The 13,106-nt window shown below is 65.0% G+C and carries 12 protein-coding genes; 1 reads left to right on the forward strand and 11 read right to left on the reverse strand.

The window, feature by feature from the left end; translation table 11 throughout:
- Positions 1-11: 11 nt before the first annotated feature.
- The 7 genes from FIU94_RS18160 to FIU94_RS18190 all read right to left on the reverse strand — a co-directional run bounded on the left by FIU94_RS18160 (position 12) and on the right by FIU94_RS18190 (position 8,520).
- Positions 12-1,151, reverse strand: a complete 1,140-nt coding sequence (locus tag FIU94_RS18160; protein ID WP_152467357.1) for an efflux RND transporter periplasmic adaptor subunit — start codon at positions 1,149-1,151, stop codon at positions 12-14.
- A gap of 129 nt (positions 1,152-1,280) precedes the next feature.
- Positions 1,281-2,549 (reverse strand): multidrug effflux MFS transporter, encoded by a 1,269-nt coding sequence (locus FIU94_RS18165; protein ID WP_254702689.1) that lies wholly within the window; start codon positions 2,547-2,549, stop codon positions 1,281-1,283.
- Complete coding sequence (locus FIU94_RS18170; protein WP_152467245.1) at positions 2,546-3,019, reverse strand: MarR family winged helix-turn-helix transcriptional regulator; 474 nt, start codon at positions 3,017-3,019, stop codon at positions 2,546-2,548. The genes FIU94_RS18165 and FIU94_RS18170 overlap by 4 nt, the downstream gene beginning before the upstream one ends.
- Positions 3,020-3,148: 129 nt before the next feature.
- Positions 3,149-4,240: a cupin domain-containing protein gene (locus FIU94_RS18175; RefSeq protein ID WP_152467246.1), complete on the reverse strand. Its 1,092-nt coding sequence runs from the start codon at positions 4,238-4,240 to the stop codon at positions 3,149-3,151.
- A 161-nt stretch (positions 4,241-4,401) separates the two neighbouring features.
- Entirely contained in the window at positions 4,402-5,055 is a 654-nt protein-coding gene (locus FIU94_RS18180; RefSeq protein WP_368407151.1) for a response regulator, read from the reverse strand.
- Positions 5,052-7,172 (reverse strand): ATP-binding protein, encoded by a 2,121-nt coding sequence (locus FIU94_RS18185; protein WP_152467247.1) that lies wholly within the window; start codon positions 7,170-7,172, stop codon positions 5,052-5,054. Before FIU94_RS18185 ends, FIU94_RS18180 begins: the two co-directional genes overlap by 4 nt.
- Before the next feature lie 130 nt (positions 7,173-7,302).
- Complete coding sequence (locus tag FIU94_RS18190) at positions 7,303-8,520, reverse strand: surface lipoprotein assembly modifier (protein WP_172975954.1); 1,218 nt, start codon at positions 8,518-8,520, stop codon at positions 7,303-7,305.
- A gap of 327 nt (positions 8,521-8,847) precedes the next feature.
- Here FIU94_RS18190 and hemF point away from each other — a divergent pair, with 327 nt between their 5' ends.
- Positions 8,848-9,729: an oxygen-dependent coproporphyrinogen oxidase gene (hemF, locus tag FIU94_RS18195; RefSeq protein ID WP_152467249.1), complete on the forward strand. Its 882-nt coding sequence runs from the start codon at positions 8,848-8,850 to the stop codon at positions 9,727-9,729.
- A 15-nt stretch (positions 9,730-9,744) separates the two neighbouring features.
- On the opposite strand, the gene FIU94_RS18200 is transcribed toward hemF, so the two are convergent.
- The 4 genes from FIU94_RS18200 to FIU94_RS18215 are packed head-to-tail and all read right to left on the reverse strand — an operon-like array spanning position 9,745 to position 13,106.
- A complete protein-coding gene (locus FIU94_RS18200) occupies positions 9,745-10,707 on the reverse strand; it encodes an ABC transporter ATP-binding protein (RefSeq protein ID WP_152467360.1) in 963 nt (320 codons plus the stop codon).
- A complete protein-coding gene (locus FIU94_RS18205) occupies positions 10,707-11,687 on the reverse strand; it encodes an ABC transporter ATP-binding protein (protein WP_152467250.1) in 981 nt (326 codons plus the stop codon). Before FIU94_RS18205 ends, FIU94_RS18200 begins: the two co-directional genes overlap by 1 nt.
- Positions 11,688-11,738: 51 nt before the next feature.
- The gene (locus tag FIU94_RS18210) at positions 11,739-12,140 is read right to left on the reverse strand and encodes a hypothetical protein (RefSeq protein ID WP_152467251.1); all 402 of its coding nucleotides are present in this window, start codon (positions 12,138-12,140) and stop codon (positions 11,739-11,741) included.
- Between the two features lie 3 nt (positions 12,141-12,143).
- Positions 12,144-13,106 (reverse strand): ABC transporter permease, encoded by a 963-nt coding sequence (locus FIU94_RS18215; protein WP_152467252.1) that lies wholly within the window; start codon positions 13,104-13,106, stop codon positions 12,144-12,146.

Below are 13,106 nucleotides of genomic sequence, written 5' to 3' on the forward strand. Positions count from 1 at the left end.
TCGGTTCCTGACTATTCGGAGGGCGCTGCCGCCGCGTCGGACGCGGCAGGCTGTTCCTGCGCCGCCGCATCACCACCCGCCGGTTCGTCCGGGGTGACGGTGGCGCCGGGGCTGGCCTGTTGCAGCCCCGCGACGACGATCCTGTCGCCCTCGGCCAGACCGTCGCTGACCACCCATTCGGCCCCCCTGTCCTGAAGCACGGTCAGGGGCCGCGCCTCGACCACGTTGTCGGGGCCGACAACCATCGCCAGCGGCTGGCCCCGGCGGTTGCGTGTGACCGCCTCCTGCGGGACGAGGAAGGCACCCTCGACGGCACGCGTCGGCATCTCGACCTGGACGTACATGCCGGGCAGCAGCAGCTTGTCGGGATTGTCGAAGGACATGCGCAGAACCACCACGCCGGTCTGCTCGTTCACGTCGGGCTCCGCCGCGGTCAACCGGCCCTTCTGGTCATAGACGCTGCCGTCGGCCAGCGTCAGGCTGACCTCAAGCATGGCGTCGCCCATGCGTTCGCCCAGATTGCCCCGGCGCCATTCGATGATCTCGGCGGCGGACTGGGTCACATCCACATAGACGCTGTCGATGTTGCGGATCACGGCCATAGGGTTGGCCTGACTGGCCGTCACCAGCGCGCCCTGACTGGTCAGCGACCGCCCGATCTCGCCCGACAGTCGCGCCCGGATGTTGGTCCGGTCCAGCTCGATCTCAGCCGCGTTCAACTGGGCGTGGGCCGCCTGCAGACCCGCCGCCGCCGTGTCACGCGCCGCCACCGCCTGGTCCAGCGCCGCGGTGCTGGACACATTGCGCGAGGCAAGCTCCTGCTGGCGGACCTCTTCCTTCTGCGCGGCGTTCAGTTGCGCCTGCGCCTGGGCAACCGCCGCTTCGGCCTGGGCGACCGCCGCCGCGTAGCTGGCCGGGTCGATGGTATAAAGCACATCGCCCGCCTCCACCCGGCCCCCTTCCTGAAACAGCCGGTCGGTGACGATGCCCGCGACCTGCGGACGGACCTCGGCCATCGCCGCGGCCACGACCCGTCCGGGCAGCGTGGTGGTCAGGGTCACGGTCTGCGGCTGCATGGTCTGCACAGTCACCGCCGGGGGCGGTCGGCCCTGCTGCTGTGCCGCAAGAGGAAAGGCCGCGACGGCCAGCATCATAAACAGCGGGAACAGCAGCCGCGAAGGAAGAGGCTTGGGCATGGTCGTGGGTCCTGTCAGGCAGAATGATGGATGTCTTATGATACACGAACCGCTTCGCAGCAATGCGGCAAGACAGGTTCCCGATCAGCGTTGCGGCCCGGCCACCGGCGCTGGCGGCGCGGCCGGCCCCCGCCCGCCACCAGCGGTGGCGTTGGGCTGCGGCGGGATGACGATCTCGGTCCGGCGGTGAAGGTAATAGGCAAGACAGGCGCAGACGCCCATCGCGGGGATCAGCAGCCCCATCGCCATGACGGCATCGCCCAGGAAAGCACCCAACGTCCCCACCAACAGGCCCGAGCCCATCTGGATGAACCCCAGCAGCGCCGCCGCCGCCCCTGCCTCGCGCTGGAAGGGGGCCAGCGCCGCCGTGGACATATCCGGCATGACAAAGGCGATCCCAAAGGCATAGACGGCCACCGGGATCATGACGTGCAGGAAGCTCGGCGGCCATATCAGCAGGGTCGATGTGCCCGCGGCGCCTAGCGCGATCAGCACCAGCCCGACCGGCACCAGCTTCTTGGCACTGTGGCGGTTCATCAGCCAGCGCATCAGCAGCGAAGCGGTGAAGAAGCTGCCGGACTGCGCCAGCATCGCCAGCCCGAATTGCTGCGGCGTCAGACCCACCGTGTCGATCAGGATGAAGGGCAGAAAAGTCGCCTGCGCATAAATGGCCCCCAGCGCCCCGCCGATCACGGCGGCAGCGGTCAGGAACTGCCGATTGCCCAGCAACATGCGGTAGCTGCGGCCCAGCTCTCCCAGATTCAGCCGCGACAGGTCGCGCTGTACGGTTTCCTTCATGAAGATATACACGGTGATGATCGCGGCAAAACCGATCACCGTCATCACCACAAAGAGCGAACGCCACCCGAAAGCCAGTAGCATCAGCCCGCCGATGGTCGGCGACAGCGCCGGGCCAAGGGCCAGAATGATCCCGATCAGGTTCATGATCCGCGATGATTTCTCATCCGTGAAAAGATCGCGCACCAGCGCACGCGACACCGCAACACCGACAGAGGCGCCGATGCCTTGGGCGAAACGGGCGAAAATCAGCACCTCGACCGTCGGGGCGAGCATGGCCAGCACGCTCGCCGCGCAGTAAAGCAGGAGAAACCCGATGGTCACGGGCCGCCGCCCCAGCGCGTCCGACAGCGGTCCGGCGATGAGCTGCGCACAGGCGAAGCCGCCGAAGTAAAGCGTCAGGGTCAGCTTGATGACCGACTCTGTAGAACCGAAGGCCGCCACGAGGTCGGTCATCGCGGGCGTGTACAGCGCCATGGAAACCGGCCCGATCGCCACCAGCATCGCCCCGATAAAGCTGACGCGGCTTTCGGTCATGAGGGGTGCGGTGCTCATTGCGCCACCTCCGCTGCCGCGCGGGCACCGCGGGGTTCTTCGAGATTGGCGCGCAGCTGCAGGCAGACAGCCCGGAAAACCTCGAAATCCTCGGGGCGCACCCCGGCAAAGGCGGCCTTGCGCGCCTCTTCTCCGGCCAGTTGTATCTGCGTCAGGATGGGCCCGGCGGCAGCTGTCAGCCGCACGATCTTGGCACGTCTGTCGTCCGGGTCGGGCCCGCGTTCGATCAAACCGGCGCGTTCAAGCCGGTCCAGAAAGGCGGACACGCTCATCGGGGCGCAGCCCAGCCGGTCGGCCAGGATGTTCTGGCGCATGCCGCCGCAGACGGACATATGCGCCAACACCCGTGCTTCGCCCGCCGTGACGCCGATCTGCGCCCGTTCGATTTCGCGTTCGAATGCACCGCGCATCAGCCGCGCGGTGGTGCTGACAAGGAAACCCGGCGACTCCGGGTCGATTTTCGAAGGCATGGAAGCCCCATATACTAAGTTTGTCTTATTATATGGGTTACATACTTTCTGCAGCGCAGAAGTCAACGCCCGCCCCGCAATTTACCGTGAGGCTGCTAGGTCGTGTTGACATTCAATGTCGACCTAGGGTCAGACCAGGGTGGTGTCGAAATCCCCGCGCAGCGCGACCTCCAGCAATTCCAGATCGTCTGAACAGTCCCGGTACTGCGATACCATGCCCGGCGGAATGACAAAGGCGTCGCCCGGTTGCAGGTCGCGGTCCCCCTGCCCTTCGGCGGCAAGCGTCATCGTTCCCTCCATCACGAAGGTAAAGTGGATATCGGCGTCGTGTTTCGCAGGAACCGGGGTGCCGCCATCGGGTCGGACCACCTGGATCCCCGCGACACCCTTGGTCCCGGCGGTGATGCCGGTATCGCGGGCGGTGAACCCCGGAATGCGGAAAGGCTGCCAGACGGCCCCTTCCTTGACATGGTGCACGAACCGCTGGCCGTCCCATTCGCGGCTCGGGTCGCCCTTGCCGTTGGGCAGGGTGAAATCGTGGTCGATCGTGGTCACATGTTCGGCAGGCACGCCGATCTCGATCACCTCGATCTCGGCAGAGGCATGCATCACGCGGTGGCGTATGCCCGGCGGCTGGGTCACGCAATCGCCCGCATGCAGGCGGATCACGTCGCCCTGATCCTCGTACAGGACATCGACCCACCCCTTGTAGCAAAAGATCAGCTGAAACCCGACGGTGTGATAATGCACCATGTCCGGGACCGGGCCGCCATCGGGAATGCGGATGTGGCTGGCGATGATCGACCCGCCCAACCGCGTCGGGATCAGATCCCGGTAATGCATGCCCGCACGCCCGATGACCCAGGGCGCCTCGTCCCGCAGGCGGCGAACAGCGAATTCGTGCTGGGTGACAGGCTGCTCCACCGCGGGCGACAACGGCACCACGTCGATGATCGTGCCGTTGGGCGCGGTCAGACGGCGCTGTCCCTCGGCAAAGTCGTCGGGGGCGTCCGTCAGGATCCGCAACCGGCCCGGCGGGACATCCGCACCCTTTTCGATCCGCACCCGCAGCCCATGACCGGAAAAGCTGGCAACGCTCGGGTCGTCGGCCGGAAAAATGGTCTCCAGCCGCATGCCCAATGTCTTGGTATAGAACGGCAGGTCATTGCGCAGCTCCTGCGTGGGCAGCAGCACTTCGGCCAGGATGTCGGAGGGGGCCATGTGGTATCCTTTGCTGTGGCGGATGACCCGCATCATGACGGAACCGGTGCCGTTGTACCATGACCGTCTTGCGCAATTCGGGGTCAGAATAATGGCCGACCCCGCGCATCGGGAAAAACCCGCGCCCTCCGGCCAGCCCGTTCAGGCGACGACACGACCCGTCATCGCGGCCGTTCGTCCGTCAGCAGGCCCAGGCGCGCGGCCTGGTAGGCGGCCTCTGCACGGCTTGAGATGTTGAGCTTGCGGTAGATCGACTTGACGTGACTCGACACCGTGCTTGGCGCCAGTTCCAGCGCGCCCGCCACGTCCGACACCCGCAGCCCGCGCCCGACCAAAGACAGCACCTCGGCTTCGCGCCGGGTCAGCGAGGCGTTGTCGTCCACATTGGGCCCGGTCTGCCGGAAGTGGTCCATCACCCGCCGGGCGATGGCGGGCGACAGCGGTGGCGTACCGTTGGGGATCTGCCGCAGATGGCTGGCGATCAGCTCGGGCGGGTCGCTCTTCAGCAGATACCCCTGCGCCCCGGCGGACAAGGCCGCGACGATGGCGCTGTCGCTGCCCATGGCGGTGGTCACGATGGCGGTCACCGCATCCTGCGTCTGATCCAGCTTGCGCAGCACGCCGTAACCGTCACCGTCGGGCAGTTGCAGGTCCACCAGCGCCAGATCGAATTGATGCCGCTCGCACAGACCAAAAGCCGAGCGCATGTCGGGGGCTTCCAGTATTTCGGCCTTGGGAAAAATGTTGATCAATATGCCGGTCATGAAGGCCCGGCTTTGGGCAACATCCTCAACGATGAGTATCCTGTCGATCACATCGCCGCCTCAGCCATTTCGGAACGTGAATACACGTCAAGCGGCAGGCTGACTTCGGTGCTCATGCCTCTCGGCATCCGGCGAAAGCGGATCGTGCCGCCGATGGTTCTCACACGTTCTTCCATATTGTCGAGCCCCGACCCCCTTTGCACATCCACCGTTTCGAACCCGGTGCCATTATCAAGGAATTCCAGATGCAACATATCCTCTGATAAGGTGAGATTGACCGTCACTTCGGTGGCGCTGGCGTGCTTGATGATATTGCTCGTCACCTCTCGGGTCAGCGACCGCAGGGTGTTGACCATCAGGAAAGGCACCTGCGTCTCGGCCACGGTCGCCAGATCCTCAAGCGAAGCGGCAGGCCAGTTCAGGGCAATGTCGTGCACCTCCAGCCGGTCGGCCATCTCGGCGCGGACATCGGCGGTGGTGTCCGACAGCTTGTAGTTCGTCCGGAAGCCGTCGCTGATGATCTGGCGCAGGTCGGTAAGCGTGTCGCGCAGCAGGCCATCCTTGCGCGCGCCTTCCGCGGCGTGCAACGCGCTGAGCAGTTGCGCGCCGATGTTGTCGTGCACGTCCCGGCTGATCCGGTCACGCTCCACGTTCACGCCGCGCTCGTAGGCCAGATGGCTTTCGCGCACCACGCCGTGCATCCGCGTCAGCATCGCCGCCGCCTCTATATCATCCGTCCCGAACAACCGCCGCCCGCCCGATGCGTAGCGCAACCTGCGCCCTTCGATCCCCGTCAGCGCGGGCAGCAGCAGCGCCACGCCGTTCTCGGCAATCCTGGGCGTGTCCGGCGCGTCGTCCATAACCTCGACCTGCGCGGCGGGGGCGAAGGTTTCCTGCAGCAACGCGTCCCATCGCTCGTTCTGCAACCGCTGCGTCGGGGCGAGCGCCACGTCGATCACCTCGGGTATCATGGCCGATACCTGCGGCGTGCGCGATCCGAACAGGCGCACAAGCAGCAGCTGGCGCAGCGGAAAGTACAGGAACCCCCCGATCAGCAGCGCCAGTGCCAGCGACGCCCAGGGCTGTTCACGCAGCCACAGCAGCAGCACCAGATCGGTCGCAAAGATCAGCACCGCACCGGCCAGCCAGACCCAGACGTAATAGGCATAGCGGTCCAGGTCGAAAACGCGCCAGCGGATGATCCCCAGCGCCAGCCCGATGTGCATCAGGTTGAAAAAGCCAAAGGCATAGGCCTGGGGCACGAAACCTTCGGTCGCGATCCCCAGCGCGGGTGGCAGCACCGAGAGCGACACGAACAGCGACACCCCCACCATCGAAAACAAAAAGAACCAGCGCAGCCCCGCCCGGCTGAGCGGGTCGCGCCGGGACCGCCACCATTGCACCACCGCAAAGACGAGGGCGACCAGCGTCTCCGTCGGCACCACCAGATTCAACCAGACATCGGTCCCGACATAGGCCAGGTCCAGCACGATCCCGGCGCCGAAGATCACCAGCGGCACCAGCAGCCAGCGCGGATGGAACAACGGCTTGGGGTACATCAGGAACAGTCCCACCAGCGCGATACCGAAGGACCCCGCGCCGAAGTGGTTGATCTGCGACAGCAGTTTGAAGGTGTCGCCCGGCAGTGCGATCTGGCGGGTCGAATAGACGGATGCCGCCAGCGCAAAGACCGGTACGAAAATCCCGGTCAGAACAAACATGCGCGCGCCCCAGTCCTCGCGCCTCAGCGCCAGAACCCACCCCGCCACCAGCAGCGCCAGGATGGCGACGCCCTGCTGGAACCAGAAGGCAAAGGGCAGATCGGCGATCTCGCGTGGACGGGGTTCAAAGACCGCAGTTTCGGTCGCGCCACCTGCGGTGGTGTAGGTGACGCGCACCTCCGGCCTGTCCAGCTCCGCCACGATCAGGTCCTGGCGTTCGAAAAACGCGGTCATCCGGGGATAAGTGGCCAGGTAGTCGGGTTCGCTGATCAGGTCGGTCTCTTCCAGCGCCACGTCGCCGACGACTGTCGGCACGGCCCCGCCGGGCAGATCCAGATAGGGACGGTCGATCGCCATCAACACCGCGGAGGCGGACAAAATGACCGCGATCACAGCGGCGGACAGCATGATGGCCGTGGGGGACAAACCGGTCAGGAATCTGGTCATAGATCGAGTCTCTCGCGGGGCGAACCTGAGGCGCCGGATTTCAAGCGAACCGGCGAACCACTTTGGTTACGCGCGGAACATTGCCGCTTATCGTTATGTTAAATAGATGAAAAGACAACATTTATTTGGCCTAAAACTTGCGCGTCAGACCAATGGACAGATAGCGGTTGGTGTAGTCCGCCAGCGGAATGTTCGATCTGTTCCGCTCGATCCCGAACTGGATCTCGGGGGCAAAGCTGCCGATGCGGAAATCGCGGTGATAGACCCGCAGGTCTGCCGCCAGCTTGCGGTCGCTGCGGGCCGCCCCGAACAGGCGGCTTACCCCGGTGCGGTCGTCCATCTCGCCACGCAGGGTCAGGCTGGTCATCAGCCCTCCGTCAAAGGCGTAGAGACCGCTGAGGTTCAGGCCCCGGCGCAAGCCATCTGTGGTCAATTGAGCGGAGTCATTCCTTTCCACGAAGCCGGTAAAGGACAGCTGCGCATTGCCCCCGACGGCATGGGTATAGCCGACGGACAGGAACATGCGGTCAATGTCTGCCAGCCCGCGCCTGCGGAACGTGCGCGACACCTCTCCCCCCAGCCGCAGGGTGCCCGCGTTGCCCACCCGCCGCGCATGGTTCAGATACAGCCCCACCGTTTCGGAATAGGGCCTGTCGGCCGCCCGCCGTGTGCCCAGCAACAGCCCGCCATCCCAATACCGCTGTTGCGGCGTGGTATAGGACAGACCGGTCCGCCCGGTCAGGATATAGTCCCGCAGGGCGACCTCGGAATTGTGCTTCAGATAGGCATCCAGCGAAAGCCGCGCCTTCATACCTTCACCGATCTCGGGGGCAAAGGTAAGCCCGGTGGTGACGATGGTGCTGACCGTCGCCTTGCCGATGGCCGTTTCGTCCAGCGTCAGGGGCAGCCCGCCAATCACCAGCACGCGGTCCTCGGTCTGCTTTGTCCCGTTCGATTCGGGCCGGATGTTCAGGCCGAAATAGCCTGACCAGACCCGCCGGGCGTCGATCGCACCGATCATGCGATTGATGACCTGACGCTCCTGCGGGGTCAGATCCGCCCCACGCAGCTGTTCCAGGTGAAACTTCGCCCGCCCGTCGCGGCCCAGCCGGAACAGCGCCAACGCCAGTTCAAAGCGGTATTTCTTGTTGCGCGGCCGGGCCGAGACCAGCCTTTCGATCAGCGGCAGTGCCCGACCGGGCTCGCCCGCCTGCACGAACCCCACGGCGGTCAGCCAGGTGTCCTCCAGGGACTGCTGCGCACGCAACGGCGCGCCAGCCAGCAGCAGGCAAAGCGTGCAGATCACAGCGACACTTCGGGTCAGCCGAAAGGGCCAGGCAAAGCTCACAAGCGGACCCCAAAGCCCGGGCGACGGTTCCCGACAGCCGGGAGATCGGAAAAAAGCACAGTTTACCCCCATTCACCAAGCGTCGGTCCGCCGCCAACTCACACCGCCGCATCCCCGATACGGCAGGTATCCTTCTTGGCCAAATTGTCGCCCTGTTCACTCCCCTCAACAGGGGAGGCACGGACGCTAAGCACTTGAAAAACACACGTTACAGCGGCGACGGGCCGGGGCCTGCCCTGCCCCGCCGCGCACCCGGCTGCGACGTTAGCGGTTTTCTCGTCCGCCATGACGGGATACTCAGGAAAAAACGGACCAGGAAAGAACCCCATGACAGACGACTTCGACGCCCGAAAGACGCAGGCCGCGCACTGGTTCCGCCAGCTGCGGGACGAGATCGTGCGCGCCTTTCACGCGCTGGAGGCGCGCCAGCCGGGGGACACCCCGCCCGGCACCTTCGAGGTCCGCGCCACAAGCCGCACCGCCGATGACGGCTCGGACGCAGGCGGTGGCGAGATGAGCGTCATGCGCGGGGGCCGCGTGTTCGAAAAGGTCGGCGTCAACATCTCGACCGTATACGGCACTCTGGGCGAACGGGCACAGGCGGCGATGGCCGCCCGCAAGGGCCTGCCCGGCATGAAGGAAGATCCGCGCTTCTGGGCCTCCGGCATCAGCCTGGTTGCGCATATGCAGAACCCGCATGCCCCCGCCGTTCACATGAACACCCGCATGTTCTGGACGCCGCACGCCTGGTGGTTCGGCGGCGGTGCCGACCTGAACCCCTGTATCGAATACGACGCGGACACCGCCCATTTCCATGCCGAGATGAAACGCGCCTGCGACCCGCATGGCGAAGCTCTTTATGACGAACTGAAGGCCTGGGCAGACACGTATTTCTACATTCCCCACCGCAAGCGGGCGCGCGGGGTCGGCGGCATCTTCTATGACGACCGCAACACCGGCGACTGGGATGCGGATTTCAGGCTGACACAGGACGTGGGCGCGGCATTCCTGCCCGCCTTTGTCCCGCTGGTGGACCAACGCCGCGAAACGCCGTGGGACGAGGCGGACAAGGACACGCAATTGCGCCACCGGGGGCTCTATGCGGAATACAACCTCGTCTACGACCGCGGCACCAAGTTCGGCCTGGAAACCGGGCACGATCCCGATGCCGTGTTGATGAGCCTGCCGCCGCTGGCGAAATGGTACTGACCCGGTTTCCGGTCTCTATTCAGCCATGTGGCAAGCGACCCGCGCGCCGCGCAGACCGCGCATTTCGGGGCGTTCCTTGCGGCAGATATCCTGCGCCAGCGGGCAGCGCGGGTGGTACGCGCAACCCGGCGGCGGGTTGATCGGATCGGGGATTTCGCCCTTGGGCGGGTCGACCTCGCGGCCGAATTCGCCCAGCTTTGGCGCGGCCTCCAGCAACATCTGGGTATAGGGATGCTTGGGATCGTCGAACAATTCGTCGGGTGCCGCCTCTTCCACCAGCCTGCCCAAGTATAGCACGCCGACCTTGTCGGAAATATGCTGCACCACGGTCAGATCGTGGCTGATGAACAGATAGGTCAGCCCCAGATCGTCCTTGAGGTCGCTCATCAGGTTCAGCACCTGCGCCTGCACCGAGACATCCAGCGCCGATGTCGGCTCGTCACAGACGATCAGCTTGGGCTCTGACGCCAGCGCGCGGGCGATGCAGATGCGCTGGCGTTGCCCGCCCGAGAATTCATGCGGGAACTTGCCCGCGTCGCGGGCCGACAGCCCGACCTGTTCCAGCAGCTTCTCCGCCAGACCCTTGGTCTGCCCGCCCCGCGCCGCGACGGGTTCGACGATGATGTCTCGCACCCGCCACCGCGGATTGAGCGAGGCATAAGGGTCTTGGAAAATCATCTGAATATCGGCGCGCACCGCATCGACGCGGGCGGCATCGCGTTCGCGGGCCAGATCCACGTCACGGATCTTGACCGACCCTTCGGTGGGCGGCATCAGCCCCACGAGGATTTTCCCGATGGTGGATTTTCCCGACCCGCTTTCGCCGACCAGCGCATAGACGCTGCGTTCCTCGATGTCGAAGCTGACATCGCTGACGGCGGTCAGAAATGCCTTTTCCCGGCGTTCGATCACCCGGTTGAGCCAGGGTTTGGACACGTCGAAGATGCGTGTCAGGTTTGCAACCGATACCAGGGCCATCATGCCACCTTTGCGTCATGGGGCAGCGGGAACCAGCAGGCAGCGCCGTTCCCATCCGCCAGGGTCGGGCCGGGATCGGCACTGCATTTGTCCTGCGCATAGGGGCAGCGCGGATGAAAGGCGCAGCCCGATGGCAGCGCATCCAGCCGGGGCATGGCACCGGGGATCTGGTGCAGCCGTGCCTTCCCGCGCGAGGCCAGCGGCGTCGACCCCATCAACCCGTCGGTATAGGGATGGCGCGGCGTGCTCAGCACGTCACGCACCGGGCCAAGCTCGGCCAGCTTGCCCGCGTACATCACCGCGACACGGTCCGCCGCCTCGGCGATGACACCCATGTCGTGGGTGATCAGCATGACCGCCGTGCCCCGGTCGCGGCACAGCGCTTTGAGCAGGGAAATGATCTGTGCCTGAACCGACACATCCAGCGCGGTTGTCGGCTCATCCGCGATGATCAGCGACGGCTCGGCACAAAGCGCCAGCGCGATCACAACCCGTTGCCGCATCCCGCCGGAGAATTCATGCGGATAGGAATTGATCCGGTCCCGCGCGCCGGGAATACCCACTTCGTCCAGCGCCGCGACCGCGCGCCTTTCCGCCTCCGCCCGCGACACGTCGAGATGGGCCAGAATCGTTTCCGTCAACTGATCCCCGATGCGCAGCAGCGGGTTGAGCGACGTCAGCGGGTCCTGAAACACCATCCCGATTTCCTTGCCCCGCAGGCGGCGGATGCCGTCGCCCTTGAGCCGGTCGATGCGGGTGCCATTGACGTGGATTTCGCCCTTGGCAATCCGCGCGGGCGGCGACAGCAGACCGATCACGGCATTGCCCGCCATGGACTTTCCCGCGCCGGATTCCCCGACGATGCCCAGCACCTCGCCCCGGCCGATGTCATAGCTGATCCCGTCAACGGGCCGCAGGATGCCGTGGCGCGTGGGGATTTCGACCGTGAGGTCACGAATGGAAAGGATGGGTTGGGTCAATTGATCTCACCATCAGGCGGGCATACATTGCAAGGCAGACAGAAAAAGGTGTCAATCATGCGTTTTGGTCCTCCCATCGTCATCGTCTGAATCGGCCCTGGTCAAGGCCGGTGCGGCGTCAGCCTGGCGTGATGCTTCCACCTGCTGAGGTGGTGCGCTATCCGGCTTCGGCAGGCGCATCGGATAGCCCTTTTCCCTGAGATACCCATCAACCACGGTAAAGGCGACATCTGCCGTATCGGCGGCATATTTTCCGGCAATGAAGAACTGTTCGATCGCGGACTTCTTGCGCTCGACGCGCAGGCTTTCGAACCGCCCGTCGTAAAACGCCACCAGCAGCCTCAGCCGCCGACACCGCGTCTCAAAGTAGCGGCGCGCCTCGAAAGAGGCATAGCCCACAGCGCCGACCACCACCGGCAGCAGAAAGGGCTGCAGGATCTCGACCAAGCTCATACCTTACCGCAATCTCGGGTTCAGCGCGTCGCGCAGCCAGTCGCCCAGCAGGTTCACCGACAAGGCCAGCGCCAGCAGCGTCACGGCGGGAAACAGCAGGATCCACCATTCGCCCGAGAACAGGAACCCCTGCCCGATCCGGATCAGCGTGCCCAGCGACGGCTGCGTGGGCGGGGCGCCGACGCCGAGAAAGCTCAGCGTCGCCTCGGCAATGATCGCCAGCGCCAGCGAAATCGTGGCAATCACCAGCACCGGCGACAGCACGTTCGGCAGGATGTGCCGCACCATGATCGCGGGCGACCGCCGCCCGATCAGCCGCGCGGCCTGCACGTATTCCTTGTTCTTCTCCACCAGCGTCGCACCCCGCACCACACGCGCGAACTGCACCCAGTCGCTCAGCCCGATGGCGATGATCAGCACCCAGATCGCCATCTGGTCGCGGTATTCGACCGGGGTGATCCCCTTGGCGATGCCAAAGATCAGCATGGCCACCAGAATGGCCGGAAAGGTCAGCTGAACGTCAGCGATGCGCATGATGATCGTCTCGGTCCAGCCGCCGACATAGCCCGCAATCAGCCCCAGCGTGATGCCAAGCACCATGGCAAACAACACCGCCGCCGCCCCCACGAAAAGCGAAATGCGCAACCCATAGAGAATAGTCGAGAACACATCGCGCCCCTGATCGTCGGTGCCCAGCCAAAAGGTGTCCCCGGTGAACGCGTTGGGCGTCATCGGCCGGGAAAAGCCGTTCATCAGGTTCAGCGACGAGGGATCGAATGGATTGTAAGGCGCAACCAGCGGCGCAAAGACGGACGCCAGCACCATGATCGTCACCACGGCAAAGCTGATTATCGCCACGGGCGAGCGGCGGAACTTGTAGACGAAATCGCTCTGCAGCGCGAGGCTGAGGCGCGAGGGGTCCTTGACCGCGATCGGCGTGTCGGGGGGCATTTGCGTATCGGTCAT

This window comes from Sulfitobacter sp. THAF37, assembly GCF_009363555.1.
In the GTDB taxonomy this organism is placed as follows: domain Bacteria; phylum Pseudomonadota; class Alphaproteobacteria; order Rhodobacterales; family Rhodobacteraceae; genus Sulfitobacter.